This is a genomic window from Pseudomonas sp. ADAK13, from assembly GCF_012935715.1.
Classification (GTDB): domain Bacteria; phylum Pseudomonadota; class Gammaproteobacteria; order Pseudomonadales; family Pseudomonadaceae; genus Aquipseudomonas.
Window position 1 is genome coordinate 6900407 of sequence record NZ_CP052860.1, and the last position, 26445, is coordinate 6926851.

At 62.9% G+C, this 26445-nt stretch carries 25 protein-coding genes; 14 read left to right on the forward strand and 11 right to left on the reverse strand.

Annotated elements, in window-relative coordinates; translation table 11 throughout:
- Nucleotides 1-28 precede the first annotated feature (28 nt).
- From HKK54_RS31950 to HKK54_RS31960, 3 genes are all read right to left on the reverse strand, one after another.
- A complete protein-coding gene (locus tag HKK54_RS31950) occupies nucleotides 29-1003 on the reverse strand; it encodes a FecR family protein (protein ID WP_169389407.1) in 975 nt (324 codons plus the stop codon).
- Nucleotides 1004-1035: 32 nt separating this feature from the next.
- Nucleotides 1036-1536: a sigma-70 family RNA polymerase sigma factor gene (locus HKK54_RS31955; protein ID WP_010172852.1), complete on the reverse strand. Its 501-nt coding sequence runs from the start codon at nucleotides 1534-1536 to the stop codon at nucleotides 1036-1038.
- A gap of 67 nt (nucleotides 1537-1603) precedes the next feature.
- The gene (locus tag HKK54_RS31960; RefSeq protein WP_010172854.1) at nucleotides 1604-3352 is read right to left on the reverse strand and encodes a helix-turn-helix domain-containing protein; all 1749 of its coding nucleotides are present in this window, start codon (nucleotides 3350-3352) and stop codon (nucleotides 1604-1606) included.
- 189 nt (nucleotides 3353-3541) lie between these two features.
- Here HKK54_RS31960 and HKK54_RS31965 point away from each other — a divergent pair, with 189 nt between their 5' ends.
- The 13 genes from HKK54_RS31965 (at nucleotide 3542) to HKK54_RS32025 (ending at nucleotide 16953) form a co-directional block, all read left to right on the forward strand.
- Nucleotides 3542-4141 carry an amino acid synthesis family protein gene (locus HKK54_RS31965; RefSeq protein WP_010172856.1) on the forward strand — a complete coding sequence of 200 codons (600 nt, stop codon included), beginning with the start codon at nucleotides 3542-3544 and terminating at the stop codon, nucleotides 4139-4141.
- 300 nt (nucleotides 4142-4441) lie between these two features.
- Entirely contained in the window at nucleotides 4442-5389 is a 948-nt protein-coding gene (locus HKK54_RS31970) for a flavin reductase family protein (protein WP_169389056.1), read from the forward strand.
- 22 nt (nucleotides 5390-5411) lie between these two features.
- Nucleotides 5412-6923 (forward strand): aldehyde dehydrogenase, encoded by a 1512-nt coding sequence (locus HKK54_RS31975; protein ID WP_169389057.1) that lies wholly within the window; start codon nucleotides 5412-5414, stop codon nucleotides 6921-6923.
- Between the two features lie 18 nt (nucleotides 6924-6941).
- The gene (locus HKK54_RS31980; protein WP_169389058.1) at nucleotides 6942-8018 is read left to right on the forward strand and encodes an LLM class flavin-dependent oxidoreductase; all 1077 of its coding nucleotides are present in this window, start codon (nucleotides 6942-6944) and stop codon (nucleotides 8016-8018) included.
- Nucleotides 8018-8830 carry an alpha/beta fold hydrolase gene (locus HKK54_RS31985; protein ID WP_169389059.1) on the forward strand — a complete coding sequence of 271 codons (813 nt, stop codon included), beginning with the start codon at nucleotides 8018-8020 and terminating at the stop codon, nucleotides 8828-8830. Before HKK54_RS31980 ends, HKK54_RS31985 begins: the two co-directional genes overlap by 1 nt.
- Nucleotides 8823-9218: a carboxymuconolactone decarboxylase family protein gene (locus tag HKK54_RS31990; RefSeq protein WP_169389060.1), complete on the forward strand. Its 396-nt coding sequence runs from the start codon at nucleotides 8823-8825 to the stop codon at nucleotides 9216-9218. The genes HKK54_RS31985 and HKK54_RS31990 overlap by 8 nt, the downstream gene beginning before the upstream one ends.
- 179 nt (nucleotides 9219-9397) lie before the next feature.
- Nucleotides 9398-10594, forward strand: a complete 1197-nt coding sequence (locus tag HKK54_RS31995) for a quaternary amine ABC transporter ATP-binding protein (RefSeq protein WP_029615997.1) — start codon at nucleotides 9398-9400, stop codon at nucleotides 10592-10594.
- Complete coding sequence (locus tag HKK54_RS32000; RefSeq protein WP_169389061.1) at nucleotides 10587-11483, forward strand: ABC transporter permease; 897 nt, start codon at nucleotides 10587-10589, stop codon at nucleotides 11481-11483. Before HKK54_RS31995 ends, HKK54_RS32000 begins: the two co-directional genes overlap by 8 nt.
- Before the next feature lie 72 nt (nucleotides 11484-11555).
- Complete coding sequence (gene proX / locus HKK54_RS32005) at nucleotides 11556-12581, forward strand: glycine betaine/L-proline ABC transporter substrate-binding protein ProX (RefSeq protein ID WP_010172868.1); 1026 nt, start codon at nucleotides 11556-11558, stop codon at nucleotides 12579-12581.
- Nucleotides 12582-12807: 226 nt separating this feature from the next.
- Nucleotides 12808-14295: an NAD-dependent succinate-semialdehyde dehydrogenase gene (locus tag HKK54_RS32010; RefSeq protein ID WP_169389062.1), complete on the forward strand. Its 1488-nt coding sequence runs from the start codon at nucleotides 12808-12810 to the stop codon at nucleotides 14293-14295.
- Nucleotides 14292-15677: an aspartate aminotransferase family protein gene (locus HKK54_RS32015; RefSeq protein ID WP_169389063.1), complete on the forward strand. Its 1386-nt coding sequence runs from the start codon at nucleotides 14292-14294 to the stop codon at nucleotides 15675-15677. The genes HKK54_RS32010 and HKK54_RS32015 overlap by 4 nt, the downstream gene beginning before the upstream one ends.
- Nucleotides 15678-15843: 166 nt before the next feature.
- On the forward strand, nucleotides 15844-16332 hold the full coding sequence (locus tag HKK54_RS32020) for an Lrp/AsnC family transcriptional regulator (protein WP_169389064.1): 489 nt from the start codon (nucleotides 15844-15846) through the stop codon (nucleotides 16330-16332).
- A gap of 63 nt (nucleotides 16333-16395) precedes the next feature.
- Nucleotides 16396-16953 (forward strand): GNAT family N-acetyltransferase, encoded by a 558-nt coding sequence (locus HKK54_RS32025; RefSeq protein WP_169389065.1) that lies wholly within the window; start codon nucleotides 16396-16398, stop codon nucleotides 16951-16953.
- Here the strand turns inward: HKK54_RS32025 and HKK54_RS32030 are convergent.
- Nucleotides 16931-17815 (reverse strand): EamA family transporter, encoded by an 885-nt coding sequence (locus HKK54_RS32030; RefSeq protein ID WP_169389066.1) that lies wholly within the window; start codon nucleotides 17813-17815, stop codon nucleotides 16931-16933. The genes HKK54_RS32025 and HKK54_RS32030 overlap by 23 nt on opposite strands.
- Before the next feature lie 116 nt (nucleotides 17816-17931).
- Between HKK54_RS32030 and HKK54_RS32035 the strand changes: the two genes are divergently transcribed.
- Nucleotides 17932-18717, forward strand: coding sequence for an AraC family transcriptional regulator (locus HKK54_RS32035; protein ID WP_169389067.1), 786 nt, complete (start codon nucleotides 17932-17934; stop codon nucleotides 18715-18717).
- 66 nt (nucleotides 18718-18783) lie between these two features.
- Here the strand turns inward: HKK54_RS32035 and HKK54_RS32040 are convergent, their stop codons facing one another.
- The 7 genes from HKK54_RS32040 to fmdA form a co-directional block, all read right to left on the reverse strand.
- Entirely contained in the window at nucleotides 18784-19767 is a 984-nt protein-coding gene (locus tag HKK54_RS32040) for a hypothetical protein (protein ID WP_169389068.1), read from the reverse strand.
- A gap of 188 nt (nucleotides 19768-19955) precedes the next feature.
- On the reverse strand, nucleotides 19956-21311 hold the full coding sequence (locus HKK54_RS32045; protein WP_169389069.1) for an MATE family efflux transporter: 1356 nt from the start codon (nucleotides 21309-21311) through the stop codon (nucleotides 19956-19958).
- Nucleotides 21312-21333: 22 nt separating this feature from the next.
- Entirely contained in the window at nucleotides 21334-21897 is a 564-nt protein-coding gene (locus tag HKK54_RS32050; RefSeq protein WP_169389070.1) for a DUF2239 family protein, read from the reverse strand.
- 50 nt (nucleotides 21898-21947) lie between these two features.
- Nucleotides 21948-22904 (reverse strand): AAA family ATPase, encoded by a 957-nt coding sequence (locus tag HKK54_RS32055; RefSeq protein WP_169389071.1) that lies wholly within the window; start codon nucleotides 22902-22904, stop codon nucleotides 21948-21950.
- A 3-nt stretch (nucleotides 22905-22907) separates the two neighbouring features.
- On the reverse strand, nucleotides 22908-23951 hold the full coding sequence (locus HKK54_RS32060) for an aliphatic amidase (RefSeq protein ID WP_169389072.1): 1044 nt from the start codon (nucleotides 23949-23951) through the stop codon (nucleotides 22908-22910).
- A 15-nt stretch (nucleotides 23952-23966) separates the two neighbouring features.
- On the reverse strand, nucleotides 23967-24314 hold the full coding sequence (locus tag HKK54_RS32065; RefSeq protein ID WP_010172894.1) for an FmdB family zinc ribbon protein: 348 nt from the start codon (nucleotides 24312-24314) through the stop codon (nucleotides 23967-23969).
- 2 nt (nucleotides 24315-24316) lie between these two features.
- On the reverse strand, nucleotides 24317-25546 hold the full coding sequence (gene fmdA / locus HKK54_RS32070; protein WP_010172896.1) for a formamidase: 1230 nt from the start codon (nucleotides 25544-25546) through the stop codon (nucleotides 24317-24319).
- Nucleotides 25547-26445 lie beyond the last annotated feature (899 nt).

Here is a 26445-nt window from a genome sequence, read left to right on the forward strand (position 1 = left end):
AGACGAAGAACTCGGAAAAAACCTGAATCTATCGTGAAATTATTTCCTGGCTACCGTCAGGCAAGGTGCGCAGGGCCACCGGAAGAATGTGCGGCAAGGCCTTGAGCAAGGCGTCGGTGTCGGTGGATTTGAACACGCTGGTCAACCGCAGGTTGCTCACCGCAGGCGCACTGACCCGCAACGGTTGCTCGCGGTAACGCGAGACTTCCCGGGCCACTTCACCGAGGGTGGCGTTGTTGAACACCAGTTTGCCAGTGCGCCAGGCCGTCAGCTCTTCTGGGTTGACCGCGTAGGCAGTCGCCACCTGACCCTGGGCATCCACATGGGTGCCCCGACCGGCCGTGAGCATCACGATTTCATCGGGTGAGCGCCCTTGCACCTTGACCGTGCCGGCCTCGACCACCACGCGGGTCTGGTCGTCATCGCGGCGCACGTCGAAACGCGTACCGGTGACCGTCACCTGCCCTGCCCCGGCCTCCACCACAAAGGGCCGGCTGGTGTCGTGCTCGACGCTGAACATCGCCTCACCCTGCTTGAGTTCGATGCCACGCTGGCCTTTTACATAGTGCACCGCCACTACACTGCGGCTGTTCAAATCCATCAGCGAACCATCGGGCAACGCCACCTGCCGGCGCTCCCCCAATGCGGTGCGGAACTCGGCGTTGTACGTCGCCGGATGATCCAGGCCGCTGAACAACCCAAGGCCCAGGGCCACCGCCAGCACACTGGCCGCCACTGCATAACGCAGCACGGGCCGGCGTTTCGCGCGGGGTTGCGGGGCATCGCACAACGCCTGCAAGCGCGCCTTGGGCAACAGGTCGGTGGCGCTCCACAAGCCTTGCAGCACATCAAATTCATACTGGTGTTCGGCATGCTCCGCACGCCAGGCATCAAAACGCTCGCGTTCTTCGACGCTCAGTTGGCTGTCCTGCACACGCACAAACCACTGCGCCGCCTCGTCGCGGGCCGTCGCACTGCCGCAGGCACACTCACGGGTATCCATCATGGAAGATCCTGTTTCAAAGCGGGCATTGGTCATGGTGCCATCGCATCCAGGCGGTCACGTAGATGCCGCAGGGTGCGGATCATATACTTTTCCACCATGTTTTTAGACAGGCCCAGGCGCTCGGCGATTTCCTGCTGGGTCAGGCCCTCGATTTTCTGCCAGATGAAAATCTTGCGGCAATTGAGCGGCAGCTCGGCCAGCGCCCGCTCGATGGAGTCCGCCAGCTGGATTGCGTGCATGAAATGCTCCGGGTCGCCACTGTGGGGCGAACGCTGATCAAAGGCTTCCAGGGCCATCGCCTCCCGACGGTCCTCGCGGCGATAAGCGTCAACGGCGATATTGCGCGCCGTTTGATGCAGATAGGCGCGAGGTTGCTCAACCTCGGTGGACCTCGACTCAAGCACCCGCACAAAGGTATCGTGGGCCAGGTCTTCGGCCTGCTGACGGTTTCTCAGGCGGCGCGTCCAGGTCCCGATCAACTCTTCGTAGTGCTCGAAAAAGCCTGGTCTGCGGGGCGGCTGAGGAATCATCAAGGGAGCACTGGGAAGGCGGGACGTGAATAGTAATGCTTCCTATTAAGTGGAGCAATGCTACCCGTCAGCTATCAATCACCCGCTGCAAATGAATCGCCAACTCCGTGGCAAACCGCCGCTCCGGCGTTTCCACATCAATCCCGAACAACTCCTGGATCCGCGCCAGCCGGTAGCGCAGCGTCGTCACATGCACCCCCATCGCGTCCGCACAGGCCTGGCTGCGGCAGCTTTCCCGCAGGTACGCTGTCAGGGTTTCCAGGTACGGCGTCTGGTGCTTGCGGTCATGGGCGAGCATCGCGCCGACGCTGTCGTTGACGAAGGTGCGAATATCCTCGCCGCCCACGGCCGCGACGAAGATCGGGATCGGCCCGAAATCCTGATCGGAGATCGGCCCGCTGCGGCCGAACGAACGGGCAATCTCGATCAGCCGCCGGCAGCGCTCCCACGCAGCCGGATAATCCGCCAACACCCGGCACACGCCGCTGGCCAGCAGGATCGGCTCGGCGCCCAGGTAGTGCGCCAGGTCGTCCGCAATCTGGCGTTTGATTTTGCTCAGGCGCTCGCCTTCCGCCGGCACCAGGCACACCAGCCCGTTGTCGACGATGATCACCGTGGCCTGCATCCCCGCCCGTTGCAGGATGCGGGCAACGTTGTGGTGCAGGTTCTTCGCCTCCCGGGCCTTGGCGCCGTAGTCGATGATGATCATCTGCTGCGGCGTGCTGAAGCTGATGCCCAGGCGTTGGGCGCGTTGCTGGATGTCATCGGCATCGCGCCAGCGGCCTTCGAGCACTTCGAACAGCAACTCGGTCTGGGTGCGGGTTTCAAACCGAAAGCGGATAAAGCTGCGCATCATCTGCACGCTCAAAGCGAACTTGGCGCTTTCCAGCATCAGCAAATCCAGCTCGTTGACCGGCACCGCCACCGGGAACAGCACCAGCGCGCCCACCAGTTCGTGGTCGACCATCAACGGTTCGATCTGCGCCCGCAACGTAAACTGGCGCTGGCCATCGTCAAGGAACAGGTTGACCGTGTTGCGCAGGGCGCTGCGCAAGCTTTCCTGGGCCGCCTTGGTGATCTGCACGCTGAGCACCCCGGCGACCGCGGCCTGCCAGGCGTTATCGTCGAACAAGGCGGTATCCGGCGAGCGCCCCGCCACCACCTGGTTGGCGGTGAAGTCCACGGCGATCACCGGGTTGGGCAACTGGTCGCCCACCATCAGCGACAACGACGTCACCGAGCCGCCGCCCAACACGTGTTCCAGCATCGTGGTGTGCACATGCAACGCCTGCTGCAGGCGCTCGGCGGCGCGACGCTCGGCTTCCAGCTGGCGCTGGCGCTCCACGGCAATGGCGCCCAGGTGGATGATCATGCCAAGGAACACCCGGTCTTCTTCCGACACGTCCATCAGCGTGCGGGAAATCACGCTGAGCACCATGGGCCGACCGTCGAAGTCGGTGCAGTTCATCGGCATCACCATCACCGTGCGGTAATCACGCTCCAGGGATTCACGGCGGTAGCCGGGGTACTCGCATTCGCGCACGTCGCGGATGAACACCGCCTCGTTGCGTTGCAGGGCGGTCATCACCGGGCTGGACGACAGCTCCCAGCAATCCACCAGCGGGCGCTGCACCAGGGTCGGGTCGTGGCGGGCGATGACGTGGCCGAAGCCGGCGTCCATGTCGATGGCCATGATCGAGCTCATGGTCCAGTGGGTGTGGCGGCAACTGGCGTACACCAACTGGTGCAGCATCGACTGCAGATCACCGCCGGAGTTGATCTGACTGGCCACATCGCGCAACGACAGTATCTGCATTTCTCGATTCAAGGCACTCACCCGAACAAGGAGGTCACGGCAGCCACGTTGCCTGCCAGGCCCGCCCGATACTTGCGCCGGTTCAGAGCAATGTCCAGCGGATTTGCACTCGTAAACCATGGAAGACGCTGTTGGCCGATGCTCCTAGCCTAAGGCCACAACCAACAGCCACAAGGGCGACGAGTCATCATGAATCTGGAAAATCTGGGCGTCAGGAAGTACTGCACCTTTATCGAAGAAACCTTTATCGAAGGCGGCAAGGACGCCGGCAAACCCATCACCCTGATCGTGGTCGCCGCCGTGTTGAAAAACCCTTGGGCCGGCCAGGGCTTCGTCGAAAACCTGCGCCCCGAGATCCTGCGCCTGGCTCCGGGCTTGGGTTATGAAATGACCCGCCGCCTGATCGCCCTGATGCCCGGCGGCAAGGTCGAAGCCTTCGGCAAGGCAGCCGCTGTGGGGGTCAACGGTGAAATCGAACATGCCTCGGGCCTGATCCACACCCTGCGCTTCGGCAACCTGTTCCGCGAAGCCGTGGAAGGCACCGCCTACCTGAGCTTCACCAACACCCGCAACGCCCCCGGCGCCCTGCTCTCGCTGCCGATGGTGCACAAGAGCGAAACCGGCAAGCGCTCGCACTTTCTCACCGCCAACTTCCAGGTCGCCGATGCCCCGGGCCCCGACGAAGTGCTGATCGCCATCGGCGCCAGTGATGGCTCCCGTGCCCACCCACGGATTGCCGACCGCTACCAGGACATGGCGGAGATGGAAGCGGAACAGCCGAAGGACTGACGTTTGACTGAAAAACTACGCTCAATTGTGGCGAGGGAGCTTGCTCCCGCTGGGTCGCGGAGCGGCACCATGAGTCCCGCCATGGTCCGCCTGAAAGAACCCGGTTGCCTTTGTGGAGCTGCTTCGCAGCCCAGCGGGAGCAAGCTCCCTCGCCACAGGGTTGATGTATTTGCCATAGAAATGCCGGAGCACTGCGAACCGAAGCAAAACTTTCACCTTCGTTACCATTTTTCGACGCAAGCCCACGGTTTCCCTTCCTCGTAGGCTTGCTTCACACCACAAGAACAAAGGAGTACCCCGATGCCGAGCACCGTGATCAGCGCCAACGTTGCAGCCGTCGATCCGGGCGCCTTGCGCCAGGCCTTCGGCACCTTCGTCACCGGCGTCACCGTCATCACCACCCATGACGCCGACGGCAACCCTCGTGGCATGACCGCCAATTCGTTCACTTCGGTGTCCCTCGACCCGCCGCTGCTGCTGGTGTGCGTGGGCAAGTCCGCCGCCAGCTACACCGCGTTTGCCGGCACCGAACAGTTTGCCGTGAACCTGCTGCATGAAGGCCAGGTCGACGTCTCCGGCACCTTTGCCTCCAAGTCGCCGGACAAGTTCCACACCGTCAACCACGACACGGTGCACACCGGCGCGCCGATCCTCACCGACAGCCTGACCTGGTTCGACTGCAGCGTGCACCAGCGCATCGAAGCCGGCGACCACCTGGTGCTGATCGGCCAGGTGCGCGCCTTCGGCACCAGCCCCAAGCTGCCGCTGTGTTTCTGCCGGGGCCGCTACGCCAACATCCAGGACCCGCTGCCCGCCAGCTGGCTGGACTCCCACAAGATGATCATCGGCTACCTGATCGAAGCCGGCGGCGGGATCCTGTTCCGCGCCGATGGCCAAGGCGGCTGGACGCTGCCGGTGGCCGGCAAGCGCAAAGGCTTTATCGACGCCGGTCACAGCGCGCTGCCGGTGGAGCAGGAATCGACCTTCCTGTACTCGGCCTTCGATGTCGACGACACCGACCCCGGCTACCTGATCTACCGCGCCCAGCTCGGCCCGTTCGACGCCGAGCTGCCCGACACCCTGCGTTTCTTCCCGCTGGACGACTTGCCCATCGAACAGATGCCGGTCAATGAACTGCGCTCGGTGGTGCGCCGTTATGCCCGCGAGCGCCAGAACCAGCAGTTCGGCATCTACACCGGCTCCGCCGCCAGCGGCCGCATCGCGATGCTCGAAAACGCGCCCCTTTGACACGCACCTACAGGACTCCTGCATGAAAACCACGGTCAGCGCCCTTGAGGGCAACCGCCTCAACCTGTTTATCGACGGCCGCTTCGTTGCGCCTGCCAGCGAAACCTACGTCGACAGTTTCGACCCCACCACCGGCCAGCCCTGGTACCAGTTTGCTCAGGCCGATGCCGGTGATGTCGCCCGCGCGGTCGCCTCGGCCCACAAGACCTTCAACGACCCGCACTGGCGCAACATGACGCCCACGGCGCGGGGCAAATTGTTGTACCGCCTGGCCCAACTGGTGGCCGAGCACGCCGAAGAACTGGCCCTGCTGGAAACCCGCGACAACGGCAAGCTGCTGCGGGAAATGCGCGCCCAGATGAGCGCCCTGCCCGATGCCTACATCTACTTCGCCGGCATGGCCGACAAGCTGCAAGGCGAGGTGATTCCGGTCAACAAGCTCAACCAGCTCAACTACAGCAGCCGCGAGCCGTTGGGCGTCGTCGGCATGATTACCCCGTGGAACTCGCCGCTGATGCTGCTCACCGGCACCCTCGCGCCGTGCCTGGCCATCGGCAACACCGTGGTGATCAAACCGTCGGAACACGCCAGCGCCTCCACCCTGGCCCTGGCCGAGCTGATCATCGAAGCCGGCTTCCCGGCAGGCGTGGTCAACGTGGTCACCGGCAACGGCGCCGTCACCGGCGATGCATTGACCCGCCACCCGGACATCGCCAAATACGTGTTCACCGGCAGCACCGAGACCGGTCGGCGCATCGCCGGCAACGCCGCCAACAACCTGGTGCCGTGCCAGATGGAATTGGGCGGCAAATCCCCTCACGTGGTGTTTGCCGATGTCGATATCGACACCGCCGTGAACGGCGTGGTCTCCGGGATATTCGCCGCCGCCGGGCAAAGTTGCGTGGCCGGTTCGCGCTGTTTTGTCGAGGCGCCGATCTACGACAGATTCGTCGAAGCCCTGGTTGCCCGCACTCAACAGATCACCGTCGGCCACCCGATGGAAGAACACACCGACATCGGTCCGCTGGCCCTGCAAGCCCAACTGCAAAAGCTCGAAGGCTACATCGCCAGCGGTGCCAACCAAGGCGCGCAGATTGCCGTCGGCGGCAAACGCCCCAACGCTGCGAACCTGTCCGAAGGCTGGTACTTCGAACCCACGGTGATGGCCAACGCCAGCAACGACATGCCGTTCATGCGCGACGAATTGTTCGGCCCGGTAGTGGGCGTGATGCCCTTCACCACCGAAGCGCAAATGCTCAGCCTGGCCAACGACACCCACTACGGCCTGGCCTCCGGCATCTGGACGCAGAACATCGACCGCGCAATGCGTTTTGCCAACCGCATCGACGCCGGCACGGTGTGGATCAACACCTACCGCAGCTCGGCCTACATGTCCGCCAATGGCGGTTTCAAACACAGCGGTTATGGCCGTCGCGGCGGCTTTGACGTGATGCGCGAGTTTTCCCGGGCCAAGAACGTGGTCATCGATTACTCCGGCGAAATGCAGGACCCCTTCGTCATTCGCCTGCGCTGATTATTCAAGGAGCACCTTATGAAATTCGCCGTATCCCTGAGCATGGAACGCTTCTCGCCGGACGTGCCGATGCAGACCGTCATGGCCAACCTGCTGGAGCTGGCAAAGATCGCCGATGCCGGCGGCTTTGAAACCCTGTGGACCTCCGAGCACCACACCCTGGAATGCACCATCGCGCCCAACCCGTTCCAGACCCTGACCTGGCTCGGCCAGCACACCGAGCGCATCCGCCTGGGGACCGCGACCCTCGCCGCGGCCTACTGGCATCCGATCCGCCTGGCGGGCGAAGCCGCGCTGTGTGATCACCTGACCCAAGGCCGGCTGGAGTTCGGGATTGCCCGGGGCTCCTACCAGTACGAATTCGACCGCATGACCCCCGGCCTGCAACAGCAGGAAGGCGTGGGCTACATGAAGGAACTGGTGCCGGCGGTGCAAAAGCTCTGGACCGGTGACTACGCCCACGACGGCCACTACTGGAAATTCCCGCAGACCGCCGCCGTGCCCAAGCCCTTGCAAAAAGGCCACCCACCGATCTGGGTGGCCGCACGGGACCCGGGCACGTTTGATTGGGCGGTGAGCATCGGCGCGAACATCCTGTCCACCCCGCTCTCGCTGCCGGCGGCCGAAATCGCGGTGCTCGGCGAGAAGTTCAACAAGGCGGTGGCCGACAACCCCCACGTGCCGCGCCCGCGCTTCATGATGCAGCGCCGCACCTGCGTGTACGCCAATGCCAACGACTGGGAACTGCCGGTCAAGCACAGCATGGACTTTGGCCGCGCCTTCGAAAACCTGATGCAGAACATCGGCACCGTGCACAACGGTTTCCCCGAGCCGGTGCCGTTTGAAAGCGTGCGCGGCAAAGACAACTACAACCCGGAAAACCTGCGGCGCAACCTGATGTTCGGCACCCCCGAGGAGATCATCGAAAAACTGCTCGACTACGAAGCCGCCGGCGTCGACCAGTATTGCCTGGGCCTGACCTTCAACCTGCCGTTCGAACTGCAGAAGCAGACCCTGCGCCTGTTCATCGATGAAGTGATGCCGTTCTTCGCCGAGCGCGAACGCGCAAAACAACGCGACAAGGTCAGCGCGTGATGAGCCAGGCACAACGTTTCAGCGTGGCCAACGTCACGCTCAACTACCGCCTGGACGGGCATGGGCCGCGCCCGCTGGTGTGCATCCATGGCGTGGGCTCCAGCCTTGAGGCGTGGGCCGAGACGGTGGCCGGCTTGCAGGAGCAATTCACCGTGCTGACCTTCGACCTGCGCGGCCACGGCCAGTCGTCCCGTACACCCGGGCGTTACGAGATTGATCACTTGGTGGGTGAGGCGCTGGCCCTGGCGGATCACGTGGGTTTCAAGCAGTTCGACCTGGCCGGGTTCTCGTTGGGCGGGTTGATCGCCCAGCGCATGGCCCTGACGCACCCGGCGCGGGTGCGCCGGTTGGTGCTGCTGTCGACCGTGGCCGGGCGTAACGCCGAGGAGCGCGAGCGGGTGCAGGCGCGGCTCGCCGCCTTGCAGGCAGGGGAGCCCGTGGCCCACTACGAGGCGTCGTTGTCGCGCTGGCTGACCGAGGACTTTCAGGCACGCCATCCCGAGGCCGTCACCCGCCTGCGCCAACTGAATGCCGAGAATGACCCCGGCTGTTATGCCGCGGCGTATCGCATCCTCGCCGAGTCGGATTTCGGCGAGCAACTGTCACGGATCCACTGCCCCACCCTGATTGCCACCGGTGCCGACGATGCCGGCTCCAATCCGCGCATGGCCGCGTTCATGCATGCGCACATCGAGGGCTCGCAATTGCAGATTCTGCCGGGGCTGCGCCATTGCATTCTGATCGAGGCGCCGCAACGGGTGGCCGCCCTGATACGCGATTTTCTAACCGATTCGGAGACCCATCATGGATAAATCATTGCAGGCCCAAGGCGAAAGCGTTCGCCGCCAGGTCCTCGGCGATCGCTACGTCGACCAGGCCCTGGGCCGCGCCGACGACTTTTCCCGGCCCTTCCAGGCGGTGCTCAACGAGTACTGCTGGGGCATGGTCTGGACCGACGACAGCCTGGACCTCAAGCAACGCAGCCTGCTCAACCTCGGCATGCTCGCGGCACTGGGGCGCATGGACGAATTCGGCACGCATTTTTGCGGCGCCATTCGCAACGGCCTGACGGACGACGAACTGCGTGCCGCCCTGGTGCAGATCGCGGTGTACTGCGGTGTGCCAGCGGGTGTCGAGGCGTTTCGCGTGGCCCGCAACGCCCGGGAAAGCATGGTTCCATCGGATACCACGACCGGTTGACGCCCAACCCTTGCACTCGCCACACCGCTCATGCTGTAAGTGCCCAGGCACCCCAACAAGAAATTTTTGCGACTGCACCTTGCGTCGTCATAGCTCGAAGATTTTTAACTGCCAGTAGCCCAAAAATTTCTATTGATGAAGTTTTCCGCAGATAGCAAAACAACAATTGGAGGCAATTGGTGAGCGAACGACTAAAGATTGAGAACCTCTACAAGGTCTTCTCCTCCACGCCCGACAGAGCCATGCAGCTCTTGACCGCCGGGGCCAGCAAAGATCGGATCCTGGCCGAGACCGCCACCGTGGTCGGCCTCAACAACGTATCGCTGTCGATTCCAAGCGGTGCGATCTACATGATCATGGGCCTCTCGGGCTCGGGCAAATCCACCCTGGCGCGTTGCATCAACCGCCTCAACGAACCGACCGCGGGCAAGATCCTGCTGGACGGCGAAGACCTGGTGACCCTCGACGAACACCAGCTGCGGGAAGTGCGCCGCACGCGCATCTCCATGGTGTTCCAGCACTTTGCCCTGCTGCCGAATAAAACCGTGATCGAGAACACCGAGTTCGGCCTCAAGCTGCGGGGTGTCTCGGCGGCCGAGCGGCGCAAACGCGCCCTGGAAGTGCTGGCCATCGTGGGCCTGGCCAAGTGGGCCGATCACCCTCCCCACGAACTGTCCGGCGGCATGCGCCAGCGCGTCGGCCTGGCCCGTGCACTGGCCACCGACGCCGACGTGCTGATCATGGACGAAGCCTTCAGCGCCCTCGACCCGCTTATCCGCACCGAGATGCAGGACGAGTTGCTGCGCCTGCAACGCACCCTGAAAAAAACCATCCTGTTCATCACCCACGACTTCCAGGAAGCCCTGAAGCTGGGCACGCGCATCGCGATCATGGCCGACGGCCAAGTGGTGCGCGAGGGCACGCCCCAGGAAATCGTGATGGACCCGGGCAGCGATTACGTCGCGGCGTTCACCCGGGAGGTGGACCGTTCGCGGTTGTTCGACGCGCGCTCGATCATGGAGCAGGCACACACGCTGCTGGTACAGGGCGACACCCGGGTGGTGGGCAATGACAGCGCGGCTGCCTTTGTGCTCAACACCAGTGGCAAGGCCGTCGGCGTGCTGGACTCGGCGGCGCTGCTGGCGGTGGGCGGCGGTGCCGATGCGCTGCAACGGTTGTCGAGCCAGTTTGTGTGCGTGCCGGCCAGCGCCAAACTGGTGGAAGTCGCACGCCTGCTCAAACCGGGTTTGCCGGTGGCGGTGGTGGACGGCGACGGGCTGTTCGTCGGCACCCTTAACAGCGCGCACATTCTTGATTGCATAGCCAGCGTCCCGGCCCCGCGCCCTGCCGCTGCGGAGGTTGCACAGCATGCTTAGTTCAGAAGACCTCGCGGTTTTACCCGTAGACCAATGGATCAGCCAGGGCGTGGAGTGGCTGGGGATTCATCTGCGCCCGATGTTCCAGGCGATCCGCTGGCCGGTGGAGCATTTGCTGGGGCTGAGTGACACGGTGATCCATGCGATCCCGTTCCCGATCATGGTGCTGCTGATGTTCCTGATCGCCTATCGCGCCGCGAGCCTGGGGGTGGCGGTGTTCAGCGCCGTGGCCCTGGTGGTGATCGCAGCGCTGGGGGTGTGGGACGAGGCCATGACCACCTTGTCGCTGATCACCACGGCGATCGTGATCTGCATGGTGGTGGGCATTCCGGTGGGCATCTGGTGCGCCCGCAGCGAGCGGGTGTGGGGCGTGATGCGGCCGATCCTCGACATCATGCAAACCACGCCGACCTTCGTGTACCTGGTGCCGGTGGTGATGCTGTTTGGCGTCGGCACGGTGTCGGGTGAAGTGGCGGTGGTGATCTCCGCCTGCCCACCGCTGATTCGCTTTACCTACCTGGGCATTCGCATGGTCGACACCGAACTGGTGGAAGCCGGCCACGCCTTTGGTGCGGACAAGCGCCAATTGCTGTGGGAGATCCAACTGCCCCTGGCGATCCCGACCATCCTCGGCGGCCTCAACCAGACCGTGCTCACGGCCATGGTGATGTCGGTGGTGGTGGCAATGATCGGCGCCGAAGGCCTGGGCCTGGTAGTGCTGCAAGGCCTGGGGCGGATGGACGTGGGCCGCGCGGCCGTGGGCGGGATTGCCATCGTGCTGCTGGCGATGATGCTCGACCGAATCACCCAGAACCTGGCGCAACCGACCGTGCGCAAGCGCAAGTCGCTGTTCAAGCGCCTGCTTAATCCCAACCCGGTAAACGCTTAAAACTACAAGAAATCATGAATGCCCGTTGTTGACTGCCAACCCTGACCATAACGAGAAAAAAAAGAGGAAATCATGATGCATCCATTCAAAGCCTTGCTTGGATTTGCAGCAGTGTTGTACCTGGCAAGTACGCAGGTGTGGGCCGAGGATTTGCCAGGCACCGGCAAGACCATCCGCTTCGTGCAATCGGAAAGCACCGGCGGCAACTACGTACTGACCAAAATCGCGATCGAGGCCACCAAGCGCCTGGGTTACGCGAGCAAGTTGAGCACCGTGAACACCACGCTGTTCTTCCCCGCCGCCGCCCAGGGTGACCTGGATTTGTCGATGGACGTGACCTTGCCGATGCTGCAACCCAGCTTTGACAAGGTGAAGGACCGCACCGAGGTGGTGGGCGCAGGCTTCATTACCGGCGCGGGCTACAACGGCTACATGATCGACAAGAAAACCGCCGACGCGTATGGCATTACCAGCCTGGAACAAATGAAAGACCCGAAAATCGCCGGGCTGTTTGGCAAGGACGGCAAGGCCAACCTGATCAGCTGTGACCCGGGTTGGGGCTGTGGCGACGTGGTGGATTACCAGCTCGACAAGTTCGGCCTCAAGGACACGGTGAACCCGGTGCGCGGCAAGTACGAAGCGCTGATGTTCGAAAACGTCGCTCGTCTGAAACGTGGCGAGCCGGTGTTTTTCTATGCGTGGGCGCCGTCGTGGATGACCAACACCATGGTGCCGGGCAAGGACGTGGTGTGGCTGCCGACGCCGTTTGATGCATTGCCGGGGAATGTGCCGAGCACCACGTCGGCACTCACGCCCGGGGTTGCCGGGTGTGCCGGCGGGGCTGATCCGTGCCGCATGGCCATGGCGGCGTGGAACTGGTACGCGATCGGCAACAAGCAATTCATCGCGGCGAACCCGGCGATCAAGAAGCTGGTGGAGCAGATGACGTTCTCCCAGGCCACCTGGAGTTACTGGGAAAAAACCATCAGCGCCGACGGCTCCAGCGAACGCAATATTCGCAAGCTGGCGGAGGACTGGATGAAGGACAACCAGGCGACGTTTGACGGCTGGGTAGCCACCGCAAAAACCGCGAAGTAACACCGATTCAATGTGGGAGCTGGCTTGCCTGCGATAGCGATGTTGAATTCACCGTCGCCATCGCAGGCGAGCCAGCTCCCACAGTTGATTTTCACCCGCCGCAAAAAAAACTGTTTTGGCGGGAGCAATCAGAAAAAACCCACTGCCCCACCCCCACCAAACCACCAATCCCGACTGCGCCCCTGCCCTAGCATTACTCCCACTCAGACGAACCGGAGTGAACCCCATGACCTACAACCACCCGCTGCTGTTCAAGGCCCTGTGCTACGTCGACGGCCATTGGGTCCACAGCGCCAGTGCCAGCACCGTGGCCGTGCATAACCCGGCGAACCAACAGTTGATCGGCCATGTGCCGATGCTGGAAAAACCCCAGATCATCGCCGCCATCGACGCCGCCCACCGCGCGTTTGCCGCGTGGCGCGAACAGAGCCTTGATACCCGCGCCACACTCCTGCGGCGCTGGGCAGCACTGATCCTCGAACACCAGGAGGACCTCGCCCGCATCCTCAGCCAGGAGCAAGGCAAACCGCTTGCCGAAGCCCGCGGCGAAATCGCCTATGCCGCAAGCTTCATCCCGTGGTTCGCCGAAGAAGCCCGGCGCCTCTACGGCCAGAACATTCCCAGCCATATACCCGGCGCGCACCTGGGCACGGTCAAGGAACCCGTGGGCGTCTGCGCCCTGCTCACGCCGTGGAATTTCCCCTCGGCGATGATCACCCGCAAGGCCGCCGCCGCCCTCGCCGCCGGTTGCACGGTGGTGGTCAAGCCGGCCCATGAAACCCCCTACTCGGCCCTGGCCCTGGCGCAACTGGCCGAGGAAGCCGGCTTCCCGCCGGGGGTGTTCAACGTGGTGCTGGGCGAACCGCAGATGGCCATGCAAACCCTGGTGCAGGACAGCCGCGTGCGCTCGGTGAGCTTCACCGGCTCGACCCGGGTCAGCAAGCTCGTGCTGCAAGCAGCGGCCCGGGAGGTGAAAAAGGTCGCGCTGGAACTGGGCGGCAATGCGCCGTTCATTGTGTGCGCCGACGCCGACCTTGGGCAGGCGGTGAAGGTCGCGGTCGAAGCCAAGTTCCAGACTTCCGGCCAGGATTGCTGCGCCGCCAACCGGATCATGGTCGATCGCTCGATCTACCCCGAATTCCTCAGCCGTTTTGCTGCCGCCGTGCGTGAGTTGCGGGTCGGCCCGGCCGTGATCGACGGCCAAGAGCAACGCGTCGACATCGGCCCCCTGATGCACCAGGCCGCCTTCGACGTCACCGCCGAGCGCGTGGCCGACGCCCTGGAGCTGGGCGCGCAACGCCTGGCAGGCGGCGAAGCCCACGCCTTGGGCGGGCTGTTTTACCAGCCCACGGTGCTCGCCGACGTGACCCCGCAGATGCGCATCTACCGCGAAGAAAACTTCGCGCCGATTGCCGGGGTGATGCCGTTCGACTCGATTGAACACGCCATCGAGATGGCCAACGACACCGAATACGGCCTGGCCGCCTACATTTGTTCCAACCGCCTGGACCTGATCTACCCGCTGATCCGCCGCCTCGACCACGCCATGATCGCGGTCAACGGGGTGAAATTCACCGGTCATCCGATTCCCTTCGGCGGCATGAAAGCCTCGGGCCTGGGCCGTGAAGGCGGCGCCGAGGGCTTCGAAGCCTTTGTCGAAACCAAATACTTTTGCCTGCACCACCAAGGCCAATTCCAAGGAGAGCAACCATGAGCCAAGCACTCGAAAGCCTGTTCGAACAAGACCGCGCGCACTTCATGCACCCGTCCACCCACGCCCATGATCACGCCAGCGGCGCACTCAAGGGCCGCATCATCCAGAGCGCCTCGGGCATCCGCATCCGCGACCACGAGGGCCGTGAATTCATCGATGCATTCGCCGGCCTGTACTGCGTGAACATCGGCTATGGCCGCACCGAAGTCGCCGACGCCATCTACAAGCAAGCCAAGGAACTGGCCTACTACCACACCTACGTCGGCCACTCGACCGAGGCGATCATCGAGCTGTCGAGCCGCATCATGGACTGGGCGCCCGAGGGCATGAAAAAGGTCTACTACGGCCTGTCCGGCTCCGACGCCAACGAAACCCAGATCAAGCTGGTGCGTTACTACAACAACGTGCTGGGCCGCCCGCAGAAGAAGAAAATCATCTCCCGTGATCGCGGTTATCACGGCTCGGGCATCATGACCGGCAGCCTCACGGGTCTCGCGGCGTTCCACCAGCATTTCGACCTGCCGGAACAAGGCATCCAGCACACCGTTTGCCCCCACTGGTACCGCAAGGCGCCGGCGGGTATGGACGAGGCCGCGTTCGTGCGTTACTGCGCCGATGAGCTGGAAAAAATGATCCTCGCCGAAGGCCCCGACACCGTCGCTGCCTTCATTGGCGAACCGGTGATGGGCACCGGCGGCATCGTGGTGCCGCCGGCCGGTTACTGGGCAGCGATTCAGGCGGTGTTGAACAAGTACGACGTGCTGTTGATCGCCGACGAAGTGGTCTGCGCCTTCGGCCGCCTGGGCTCGAAAATGGGCAGCCAGCGCTACGGCATGCGCCCGGACCTGATTACTACCGCCAAGGGCCTGACCAGCGCCTATGCGCCGCTGTCGGCGGTGATCATCGGTGAGAAGGTGTGGGACGTGATTGAAAAGGCCTCCACTCATGAAGGCGCCATGGGCCACGGCTGGACCTACTCCGGGCACCCGATCTGCGCGGCCGCGGCATTGGCCAACCTGGATATCCTGGAGCGGGAAAACCTCACCGCCAATGCGGATGAAGTCGGCGGCTACCTGAACCGTCGCCTGCGCGAAACCCTCGAAGGCCACCCGCTGGTGGGCGAAGTGCGCGGTGACGGCATGCTCGCCGCCGTGGAGTTCATGGCCGACCGGGAGCAGCGCACGCCGTTCGATGCGGCCTTGAAAGTGGGCCCCAGGGTATCGGCCGCCTGCCTTGAACGCGGCATGATCGCCCGGGCCATGCCCCATGGCGACATCCTCGGCTTTGCACCACCGCTGATCCTGACCAAGGCCGAGGCCGACCTGATCGTCGACATCACCAAGGGCGCGATCGACCAGGTGGCCGGCGAAGTGTTGGGCTGATGAGGTAGCCTGTGGGAGCTGTCGAGCTTTAGCGAGGCTGCGATAGCGGTGGGTCAGGCAACATCAATGTTTGCCGTCCCGACGCCATCGCAGCCTCGCTAAAGCTCGACAGCTCCCACCCTTTAGTGGCCTGATATTTACCCGCCCGCTTCAGAGTCTGTTCGCAATGCACAAGCTTGACCGCTACGACCTGAAAATCCTGCGCATCCTCTCCGAGGACGGGCGCATCACCAAATCAAGCCTGGCCGAGGCCATCAACCTCTCGGTAACGCCCGCCTGGGAGCGCGTGCGCAAGCTGGAAAGCGCCGGCCTGGTCAAAAGCTATCGCGCCGTGATCGACTGGAACCAGGTGTTCAAGAGCCAGCAACTGCTGGTGGAAATCACCCTCGCCCGGCACACCGCCCAGGACATGCGCCGCTTCGAACAACGCATGAGCGACGCCCCCGAAGTGGAGTTCTGCTACGCCACCGGCGGCGGCGTGGACTACATCGCGATGATCCGCGCTGCCGACATCGATCAGTACCAACGCTTCATCGACCAGCTACTGATGGAAGACCTGGCCATCGAGCGCTACTTCACCTACATCGTCACCAAAACCATCAAGACCACCGGCGCATTGCCGGCCCAGGCGCTGGACGACCCGGCCTCCTCCTGACCCTTGTACAACCCCCGCAATCCCGGCAGGATTGCGCCCGTGACTTTCACGGACGAGCACCTTATGACCCTGCCTTTTTTCGCCCCTGTTCTCCTCACCACCGAGCGCCTGGGCCTGCGCCCTCCCCATCAGGATGATTGGCGCGCGCTGTTCGCGATCTGGTCCGACCCCGAGGCCATGCGCTACTTCTCCTTCCCCACCATGACCCGTACCGAGCAGGCCGTCGAACGCTTCGGCCAACTGATGGAAGCGTCGGTTGCCGGTGAAGACCTGGTGTGCATGGTGGAGTTGCTGGCCACCGGCGAGGTGATCGGCAGCTGCGACCTGTTCAATGTCGACGAGCAATGCCGCCGCGCCGAAATCGGCTTCACCCTGAACCGCCAGCACTGGGGCCAGGGCTACATGAGCGAAGCCGCCCACGCCGTGATCGACCACGGCTTCAATACTGCCGGGCTGCGTCGCCTGGAAGCCGACATCGACCCGCGCAACCTGGGCTCGGCAAAACTGCTTGAGCGCCTGGGGTTTGTTCGCGAAGGCCTATTGCGCGAGCGCTGGGTGGTGGGCGATGAGGTCTCGGACAGCGCACTGTATGGCCTGCTCAAGCGTGACCGCCCTGCCTGACCCACAACGGGCGCCCCTTTCTCAGGCCCACGAACAAGGCCAGCAGAATCAGGCCCATGGCCTGCCACTGCGAAACCCCGGGGCGCTCGCCCAGAATCAGCATCGAGCTGACGATGCCGAACACCGGGATCAGCAGCGACAGAGGCGCCACCCGGGACACCGGGTACTCGCGCAGCAGCAAGTTCCAGCCCCAGTAACAGAAGTGCGTCGCGCCATACACCTGGAACGCCAGCGAGAACACCGCCACACCGTTCAACTGGGCCGGCAACGCGATAAAGGCTTGCGGGCCGTCCAGCCACACCGTCAACAGCACCAGCGGCAGCGGTGCAAACAGGCTCGCCCAAACCACGAAGGCAAAGATCTCGCGCACACCGGAAACCTTGATGATGATATTGCCGATGCTCCAGGCCAGCGCGCTGAACAGCACCAAGGCAAACCCCAGCATCGTGGCCGACCCTTGTACGCCCACCAGCATGCCCAGCAAGCCCATGGCCGCCAGCAGCACGCTGATCAATTGCGGCAGGGAAAGGCTTTCGCGGAACAGCAGCACACCCCAGCCCATCGTGAAAAATGCGCTGAACTGAATCAGCAGCGATGCACTGCCGGGCGGCACGCCCATGGCGATCCCGAGGTTGATCAGGGCCCACATCGCCACCCCGAATATCAAGCCGTAGGCGGCCAGCCACTTCAGCGCAACCTGGGGTCGTTTCACCAGGAACACCCAGGGCAACGCCGCCAGGGTGAAACGCAGGGCCGTCAGCAACAGCGGGTTGATCTCGGCCAGACCCAGCTTGGTGATGGGGAAGTTGAGCCCCCACACAGCCGTCACCAGGACGGCCAGTAACAGGTGTTTGTGCTTCATGGTGACGGGGTCCGTTTGCTCGGTGGCACGGCGAGGGGCCATGCGTTCGGGCAATTTTTTCGCAAACTGTCATGGCCCGCCTGCGATTGTGGGTCAACAAAGGCTAGAATCAGGCCATGCCCGATATTCATCCCTACGAAAACACCCCCCGCGACGTGGTCGTGACCGCGATCGACTATGCCGACGGCGAACTGTTCCCCGCCCACGCCCACCCGCGCGGGCAGTTTGCCTATGCCAGCCGGGGTGTCATCACCGTCTACACCGCCACCGGCAACTGGGTCGTGCCGCCGCACCGGGCCATCTGGGTACCGCCCCATGTGTCACACGCCATGCTGATGCGCGGGCCAGTGACGATGCTCAACACCTACATTCGCCCGCAGGCGGCGCGGCGGCTGGCACTGCCCCAGGCGTGTCAGGTGCTGGACGTATCACCGTTGCTTGGGCAGTTGCTGGAGAAGGCCGTTGAGGTGCCTGCGCGTTATGCGGCGGGGGGGCGCGACAGTTACCTGATGGGTTTGCTGCTGCACGAAATCGCGCAGATGCCGGTGTTGCCACTCTGCGCGCCGTTGCCCGCCGAGCCGCGATTGGCAAAGGCTTGTGAGACGTTTCTGGCCGAGCCCTCACTGGAAGTCAGCATTGATGCCATGGCCCTCGACGCCGGCATGAGCCGCCGGACCTTTACCCGGCAGTTCCGCCAGGCCACGGGCATCAGCTACCTGCAATGGCGCCAGCAAGCCTGCCTGCTGGCGGCGATTGTGCGTCTGGGTAACGGCGAACCGGTGACGAGGGTGGCGCTGGACTTGGGGTATAGCAGCCCGAGTGCCTTTGCGACGGTGTTCAAGCGTGTATTGGGCGAGGTGCCCAGTCGGTATTTCAGCGGAGTGCGCACACAGGGCGGCTAATGCGACGAATCAGGCCCGCCTGACGAAGCCAAGGCCGCCTGACGGCAACCTTGACGTGCCCTGTCGTCATTCAGATGGTTTAGACAAACTGGATTTCAAGTTCGTGAGATCGCTCGTGCCGATCAGGCCGTCCACTTTTCCGTCATCCGTAGCCGCTGAGTCCATGCGACGTATCAAATCAGGGTGTTTAAGAAGCGCTTTGGCCAGTGCTTTTGCTTCATCGCTAAATACCCTCGTTGTCGGCCGTTCCCCAGCGGCCTCCCTGATGTCATCCGTACTTACAAATCTCTCATCCGGCCTCAGAAACGTAGAGAATAAGTTGTCGAAGTTTTCAACAAGTTGTAACTCACTCATGTAGTCGTGTGGATTGGAAACCTTATCTAGAGCGTCTCTGGTGATACGACCATCAAGTGTCCCATCGCCCTTGTCGAGTTGGTTAAAGAAGGTGCCTTTTTCCAATAGCGCGTTGGCCAGGTTTATCTCTGCCTTGGACGCTGGCTTACCATCCGAGCGCTCTCCGGAAGCGACGGAGGTAAGGGAATCATGGGTGATGGCCCCGTCTTTGTCTGCCAGTGAACTGAAGGCGGCGAGCGCGTAATCGGCAAGTTGCGCGTCACTGTTGCCGGCAAACGGATTTGCCTGCCCCGTGCCCTTGTCAGAGTTCTCTACCCTTTGGCGCTGCAGGCCGTCGCCCTTCCCCCCAACTGGCAAGTCCTTATTTTTTTCATCGGCCTTGGGCGGTTCCCACTCAGACTTCGGCACCAACTTACTGTTCAATTCAGGGCGTCGCAGAACTTCGTTGGCCAACATCGTCATATTGTCCTCGGCCACCCTGCCGGTCATTGGGCGATTGGCAATTTCACGAAGTTGTTCTTGCGTGACGTTCCCGGTATCGGGGTCCCGGAACAGGTCAATGTTGGCATTGAATACCCCGCCTATGTCTCGCTTGTTTGCATTGACATAGGGGTTGGAGCCCTGTGAAGAGTTAGTGCCCTGACCGAATTGATTCGAACCAGGTGCTTGCGTCTGCGGCATGTTCACTGATGACATGAATATTTACTCTCTAATGGGTTGGGTCGTCTGCTTCCCTCCAAGACCAACGTAGATCAGCGCCCTGACAAGTCGCCTTCATACGTCAGTACTTGGACCACTGTTCTGTGGTAATCAGCCAAAAAAGAGTTCCAAATCAACGTTCCCCCTGAGGGACACTGTTCATCATCTTGTAAGAAAGCCGCCCCTCACACCAGTCGCTTGATTTGCTTGTGCCGCCATACCAACCGGTAATACGCCGTCTGCAACGCCAACATCGCCAGGTACGTCACTGGAAAGGCCATCCACACCCCTTCCAGCCCAAACCGCGCATTGAGCAGGTACGCCACCGGCAACTCCACCCCCAACACACAAAAGATCGAAATCCCCACCGGCACCAGCACCACCCCGCTGGCCCGCATGATCCCGCCCACCACCGCCTGGAAGCCAAACACCAGGATGCTCCAGAGCATGATGTGCAGCAGGTGTTCAGCCTTCACCCGCGCGTCCACGTCGGTAATGAACAACCCCAGCAGCCAGTGTGATAACCCATACCCCAGCACAATCAAGCCGCCGGTCAGGCACAGGTTAATCAGGATCCCGGTGCGCAGGATCGGCCCGATCCGCTCCAGTCGCCCGGCCCCGATCGCCTGCGCCCCAAGAATCGAGGCGGTGATGGCGATCGACAGCGCCGGAAACTGCACATAGTTGACGATCTGCGTCACCGCCCCATACGCCGCTGTCGCCTGGGAACCATGGCTGTTGACCAGCGCCAGAATCACCAGCTCCGACAGCGACAACACCACCATCTGCAAGCCGGTGGGCAGGCCGATACGCAGGACCTTGCCGAGGATCACCCGGTCCAGCCGCAGCGCCGCCATCAACTCGCGGTCCGGCGCCATCACGTGGTTTTTATGGCGCAGGCGCAGTACCAGAAAGGTCATCGCCAGGGCGTTGCCCACCAGCCCTGCCAGCACCGCGCTCTGGATACCCATCGGCGGCAAACCCAGCCAGCCCTTGATCAACGCCGGGGTCAGCACCAGGCCCACGGTGGTCGACACCACCAGCGCCAGCAACGGCGACACCGTGTCGCTGACGCCCCGCAGCAGTTGGGTGAACAGGATGAACACCAGCAGCAGCGGCATGATCAACATCATCATCTGCGCATAACCCACCGCGTCGTCCAGCACGTCCACCGGCGTACCCAGCGCGAGCATGGCCGGGCGGGCGAACACGCTGCCCAGCACCGCTGCGATCACCCCGATCAGGGCGCCAAGGGTCAGGGTGGCGCCGGTGATCGACTTGACCATCGAGGTTTCCTGGGCGCCCCAGGCCTGGCCGATCAGCACCGAAGCACCGGCCCCCAGGCCAATCACCAGGGCGATAAAGAAAAACACGATAGGGAACATCCCCGACACCGCCGCCAACGCCTGGGTGCCGAGCATCTGCCCGACATAGATGCCGTTAAGCGTGCCGGAAAAGCTCTGGAGGAAATTGGACAGCACCATGGGTGCCAGAAAGATCAGGTAGATCTGCCACAACGGTCGTTGCTGGGTGACTTCCATGAAGGTTCGGATCTCGATGCAATTAGGCAGGGAAAGCGTTGCGTGATAACCAGGCCAGGTACAGCTGCACATCCACCGGCCAGTGCGCAATCTTGTTGGAAAAGTCAGCGCCGTCCTGGGCAAACAGGGCCCGCGAGGCTTCTTCAAACCCCGGCAGGTCGCCGCCGATGGCGCTCATGAAACGATAGCTGGATTCCTTCGCCTGACGTCGCTGATCGTGCTCGGCATGGGCATTGCGTGCTTCATCCACCAGCCGGCGCAAGGCCGCCGAGGCGCCGCCGCGTTGTTGCCCCAGCCACTCCCAATGCCGGGGCAACAGGGTCACTTCACGCGCGACCACCCCAAGCTTTGGTCGGCCTACGGAAGGTGACGCTGGCACTTCGGGCTCGGTCACCGCGACCGCCGGCTGTTGGGGGGCGTAGCCGGCCGGCCAGGGATAGTCGACCTGGGCACCGCTGGCGTCATCGAACACCAGCAAACTGCCCGCCGACAGATCGAGGCTTTTCAGGTTTTTGGCGACGTCGGCATAAGAGCCGGCGGCCACGCGTTGGTGGCCAAGGAAGGCAGTGCAGTGTGATGCGCTCATGACTTTTACCCGGAGTATATTGTTTTACCCGGGTTATATTAGCCTGAAATTCAGGGGATGCAAGTCGCCTGTTGCGAAACCACCAAACGATCGCTGCCGACCGTCGCCCCCATGGGCCCCACACTTGGTTCGCGCAAAACGCATTCGGCAATCGCCGGTTCCAGCTCGACCCGCAGCCGACGGCCCAGGGCGCGCGCACCAAAGCGCGCGTCATGGTCGCGGCACAGCCAGGCCCGCGCCGAGTCATCCAGCACCAGCGAGCGTTGCTGCGCCGCCAAGCGTTGATTGAGTTTGCCGAGTTCCACCTCAAGCAGCGCTTCAAGCCATTGATGGTCGATGGGCTCGAACATCAGGATGCGGTCGATGCGGTTGAGAAATTCCGGCTCGAAATGGCGGTGCAAGGCGTCCTCCAGCACCCCCGCTTCACCACGGCCCCACCAGCGCAGCGGAGCAAAACGCTGCCGATGCCGACGCGCCTGCTGGGCGCCGATATTACTGGTCATGAAGATCAGGCTGTTGCGAAAGTCCAGGGTGCGAGCGCCGCCCGCCAATGTCAGCTGGCCGTTTTCAAGAATGCCCAGCAGGCTGCGCACCACTTCCTGGCTGGCCTTTTCCAGTTCGTCGAACAGCACGATACCCGGGCGGCTGTAGCTGCCCTGAATCAGTTCACTGTTGAACAGGCTGATGCCCTCCTTGCTGCCGACATAACCCGGCGGTGCGCCGGTCAGGGCGGCGGCGTAATGCTCCTGGGCCAGGGTGTGCATGTCGATACGGCAGAACCCGTCGGCCCGCCCGTGCAATGCCTGGGCCAGCAGCCGGACAATTTCCGTCTTGCCGACCCCGGTCGGCCCCATGAACAGGTTGACGCTCAATGGCCGCTCCCGCTCGCCGATGTCGGCCTTGACCACCTTGAGCAAGCCTTCCACCTGGGCCAGGGCCGCGTCCTGGCCGACAATCCGGCTGCGCAGCAAGGCCATGACCTGGGCCGGTTCAAAGGTAAACCGCATGCCTTAACCCGCCGTTTTTTCTTGACCGCCATGGGGCAGTTGCCCCACCGGGCATTCGGCGACACCGACCGTACTGCGGGTGAAGGCCTCGACATTCTCCCGGGCCTTTTGCGCGTCCAGCACCCAGGTGCGGTAGAACTCGAACGGACACTCCGCCACGCCCTTGTCCCCGTCGCCCGAGGCGTGCATGCCGGTGTAGCCACGGTGCAGCAGCTTGAACAGGTGGTTCTGCGACTGGTCGTTGGCCCGCGCATCGCGAATCTGCGAGACCGAGAGCTGGGCGTACTGAATGCCCATTTCTTCCTCGCCGCACTCCCCCAGGGTACGGCCATCGAAACCAATAATCGCCGAGTGCCCGAAGTACGAATACACCCCGTCGAACCCCGCCGCATTCGCCACCGCCACATAGCAGTTGTTCGCCCAGGCCATGCTCTTGGACATCTGCACCTGCTGCTCCTTGGCCGGGTACATATAGCCCTGGCAACGCACGATCAGCTCGGCGCCTTTCATTGCGCAGTCACGCCAGATCTCCGGGTAATTGCCGTCGTCGCAGATGATCAGGCTGATCTTCATGCCCTTGGGCCCGTCGCACACGTAGGTGCGGTCGCCCGGGTACCAACCCTCGATCGGGCACCACGGAATGCACTTGCGATAACGCTGGACGATCTCCCCCAGGTTATTGATCAGCACCAGCGTGTTGTACGGTGCCTTGTGCGGGTGTTCTTCGTGGCGCTCACCGGTCAGGGAAAACACGCCCCAGGTGTTGGCCTGGCGACAGGCCGCCGAGAAAATCGCCGTCTCCTCGCCGGGAATGCTCGCGGCGGTGGCCATCATCTCGTCGTGGTCGTACATGATGCCCATGGTGCTGTATTCGGGGAACACCACCAGGTCCATGCCGGGCAAACCCTGCTTCATGCCGACAATGATGTCGGCAATCTTCTTCGCGTTATCGATGACCTCGGCCTTGCTGTGCAGGCGCGGCATCTTGTAGTTCACGACAGCAACGCCGACCGTGTCCGGGCTGCTGGAAATGTCGCCATGGCGCATTGCAAATCTCCTCGGTCAGTGACTGATCATCCAGGGCCGCGGCCCGGTCTTGGTCTTGAGCCCCAGCGGGTTGGCCTTGCTCGGCACCACCGGTTTGCTGGTGCCACAGCAACTGCAACCTGCCGGGTGCTTGCGCGCCTCCTGATATTCGCCGACGGTTTGTGGCGCATGGGCGCTGCGCTCGTTACCGGCAATGGCCTTGCGCTGGTTGGCCGACAGCGTGGTCAGCGCCGGCGCCGACAGCAGCAACTGCCCGCCCGGGCTGTCGCAATACGGGCACTGGCTGGGTTCGTGACGCTGGGCCATGGGCCGCAGCATCGTGAAGGTGCCGCAGGACTCACAGGCGTATTCGTAGGTCGGCATGGCTACAGGTCCGGTGCGATGGGCAGGTCGATACTGCCGTCGAGGAATTTGGTCGGACCGCTGGCGTTGGGGTTGATGTCGAACTCGAAGATCTCGGTCGGCAACCACAACGTCGCGCAGGCGTTGGGAATGTCCACCACGCCGCTGATATGTCCCTGCACCGGTGCCGAGCCAAGCAACGCATACCCCTGGGCTGGCGAGTAGCCGAACTTGGTCAGGTAGTTGATCGCATTGAGACAGGCCTGGCGGTAGGCGACGTTGACGTCCAGGTAGTGCTGCTGGCCCTGTTCGTCGACGGAGATGCCTTCGAAGATCAGGTAATTCTTGTAGTTGGGAGTGATCGGGCTTGGCTTGAACACCGGGTTCTTGATCCCGTACTTGGCCATGCCGCCCTTGATCAGCTCGACTTTCATGTGCACCCAGCCGGCCATTTCGATAGCGCCGCAGAAAGTGATTTCGCCGTCGCCCTGGCTGAAGTGCAAGTCACCCACCGACAGGCCGGCGCCGTTGACGTACACCGGAAAATAGATCTTCGAACCGCGGGACAAATCCTTGATATCGCAGTTGCCGCCATGCTCACGGGGCGGCACGGTGCGGGCGCCGGTGGCGGCGGCATCGTCACGGGCCGAGCCCTTGAGCTTGCCCATGTGTGCAGTGGCAGCCAGCGGCGCGTTGGCCAGGGGCGGTACGCGGGTCGGGTTGGTGTCGATCAGTTCCTGCTCGCGGCGGTTCCAGTCGGCGAGCATCACCGGGTCGGGCAGGCAGCCGATCAGGCCGGGGTGGATCAGGCCGGCGAAGTTCACGCCCGGGATGTGCCGGGAACTGGTGAACATGCCCTTGAAATCCCAGATGGCTTTTTGTGCGCTGGGGAAGTGGTCGGTAAGGAAGCCGCCGCCGTTCTGGCGCGAGAAGAAACCATTGAAACCCCACTGGGAGTCGGCCTTGGCGCCGATGTCGAGCAGGTCGACCACCAGCAGGTCGCCGGGTTCGGCGCCGTGTACGCCCACCGGGCCGGACAGGTAATGCACGGTGGACAGGTCGACGTCGCGCACGTCGCTGGCGTCGTCGTTGTTCTTGATGGCGCCGGCGGTCCAGTCGTAGGTTTCGAGGATGAAGTCATCGCCGGGTTTGACCCAGCAGGCCATCGGGATGTCCGGGTGCCAACGGTTGTGGATTTGCTCGTTTTCGGTGACGGGTTGGTTGAGGTCGACTTTGATCAGGGTGTCGGTCATCGAGGTGCTCCCGGAGGGTGGGTTGGCTGTCGGGAGCAGTCTCGCGGGATGGGGTTGGGCGGGGAATACGTTGGATGACGTATGCGTCTTTGGGGTTGGGGGGTATATCCGTTTTTTGGGTGATGGCTGATATGGGTTCCGCTCTTACAGCGGGTCACTTTTGAAAGGAGCCCAAAAGTAACCAAAAGGCTCTTGCCCCACCACTCGGCACCTCGCTAATGCTCGGTGTGCCCTCACTCCGGCATTACTCCGCGGGCCGCCGCGACGGGGCGTCCCTGCCCCGTCGCGGCTAAACCGGCGTCCTGCCGGTTTACCCGCTCCGTACTACCTGCGTTCGGCCAGCGTGGTTTAACGGGGCGCCTAAGATCAAGATCAAAAGCAGATCAACAGCACAGCGGCCTACAGGCCGGCTTGAGTGGTGTGAAGCAAAGGCAACATCAAGATCAACATCTACAGCGGGCACGGTCAAATGTGGGAGCTGGCTTGCCTGCGATGGCATCGCCTCGGTGTACCTGAAAAACCGAGGTGTCTGCATCGCAGGCAAGCCAGCTCCCACAGAAAAGCAGAGGTGCATCAGTTTCAGCTTTGGCTTTCGCTTTGGCTTTTGCTCTGGCTTCTACCACTCAAGCCGGCCTGTAGGCCGCTGTGCTCTTGCTTTTGATCTTGATCTGGCTCTGACTGCCCCAATAAGCCCGAGGCCGAACGCAGGGGGTGCGGAGCGGGTAAACCGGCAGGACGCCGGTTTAGCCGCGCTGGGCCAAGGATGGCCCATCGCGGCGGCCCGCGGAGCATCGCCGGAGTGAGGGAACACCGAGCCTAGGCGAGGTGCCGACAGGCGGGGCAGAGCCCTTTGGTTACTTTGGGGCTTTTCCAAAGTGACCCGCTGTAAGAGCGGAACC

Excerpts from the sequence above, each read along its gene's own strand:
- HKK54_RS31950 (WP_169389407.1), bottom strand. The coding sequence starts at position 1,003 with ATGGATACCCGTGAGTGTGCCTGCGGCAGTGCGACGGCCCGCGACGAG.
- HKK54_RS31955 (WP_010172852.1), bottom strand. The coding sequence starts at position 1,536 with ATGATTCCTCAGCCGCCCCGCAGACCAGGCTTTTTCGAGCACTACGAA.
- HKK54_RS31960 (WP_010172854.1), bottom strand. The coding sequence starts at position 3,352 with ATGCAGATACTGTCGTTGCGCGATGTGGCCAGTCAGATCAACTCCGGC.
- HKK54_RS31965 (WP_010172856.1), top strand. The coding sequence starts at position 3,542 with ATGAATCTGGAAAATCTGGGCGTCAGGAAGTACTGCACCTTTATCGAA.
- HKK54_RS31970 (WP_169389056.1), top strand. The coding sequence starts at position 4,442 with ATGCCGAGCACCGTGATCAGCGCCAACGTTGCAGCCGTCGATCCGGGC.
- HKK54_RS31975 (WP_169389057.1), top strand. The coding sequence starts at position 5,412 with ATGAAAACCACGGTCAGCGCCCTTGAGGGCAACCGCCTCAACCTGTTT.
- HKK54_RS31980 (WP_169389058.1), top strand. The coding sequence starts at position 6,942 with ATGAAATTCGCCGTATCCCTGAGCATGGAACGCTTCTCGCCGGACGTG.
- HKK54_RS31985 (WP_169389059.1), top strand. The coding sequence starts at position 8,018 with ATGAGCCAGGCACAACGTTTCAGCGTGGCCAACGTCACGCTCAACTAC.
- HKK54_RS31990 (WP_169389060.1), top strand. The coding sequence starts at position 8,823 with ATGGATAAATCATTGCAGGCCCAAGGCGAAAGCGTTCGCCGCCAGGTC.
- HKK54_RS32000 (WP_169389061.1), top strand. The coding sequence starts at position 10,587 with ATGCTTAGTTCAGAAGACCTCGCGGTTTTACCCGTAGACCAATGGATC.
- proX (WP_010172868.1), top strand. The coding sequence starts at position 11,556 with ATGATGCATCCATTCAAAGCCTTGCTTGGATTTGCAGCAGTGTTGTAC.
- HKK54_RS32010 (WP_169389062.1), top strand. The coding sequence starts at position 12,808 with ATGACCTACAACCACCCGCTGCTGTTCAAGGCCCTGTGCTACGTCGAC.
- HKK54_RS32015 (WP_169389063.1), top strand. The coding sequence starts at position 14,292 with ATGAGCCAAGCACTCGAAAGCCTGTTCGAACAAGACCGCGCGCACTTC.
- HKK54_RS32020 (WP_169389064.1), top strand. The coding sequence starts at position 15,844 with ATGCACAAGCTTGACCGCTACGACCTGAAAATCCTGCGCATCCTCTCC.
- HKK54_RS32025 (WP_169389065.1), top strand. The coding sequence starts at position 16,396 with ATGACCCTGCCTTTTTTCGCCCCTGTTCTCCTCACCACCGAGCGCCTG.
- HKK54_RS32030 (WP_169389066.1), bottom strand. The coding sequence starts at position 17,815 with ATGAAGCACAAACACCTGTTACTGGCCGTCCTGGTGACGGCTGTGTGG.
- HKK54_RS32035 (WP_169389067.1), top strand. The coding sequence starts at position 17,932 with ATGCCCGATATTCATCCCTACGAAAACACCCCCCGCGACGTGGTCGTG.
- HKK54_RS32040 (WP_169389068.1), bottom strand. The coding sequence starts at position 19,767 with ATGTCATCAGTGAACATGCCGCAGACGCAAGCACCTGGTTCGAATCAA.
- HKK54_RS32045 (WP_169389069.1), bottom strand. The coding sequence starts at position 21,311 with ATGGAAGTCACCCAGCAACGACCGTTGTGGCAGATCTACCTGATCTTT.
- HKK54_RS32050 (WP_169389070.1), bottom strand. The coding sequence starts at position 21,897 with ATGAGCGCATCACACTGCACTGCCTTCCTTGGCCACCAACGCGTGGCC.
- HKK54_RS32055 (WP_169389071.1), bottom strand. The coding sequence starts at position 22,904 with ATGCGGTTTACCTTTGAACCGGCCCAGGTCATGGCCTTGCTGCGCAGC.
- HKK54_RS32060 (WP_169389072.1), bottom strand. The coding sequence starts at position 23,951 with ATGCGCCATGGCGACATTTCCAGCAGCCCGGACACGGTCGGCGTTGCT.
- HKK54_RS32065 (WP_010172894.1), bottom strand. The coding sequence starts at position 24,314 with ATGCCGACCTACGAATACGCCTGTGAGTCCTGCGGCACCTTCACGATG.
- fmdA (WP_010172896.1), bottom strand. The coding sequence starts at position 25,546 with ATGACCGACACCCTGATCAAAGTCGACCTCAACCAACCCGTCACCGAA.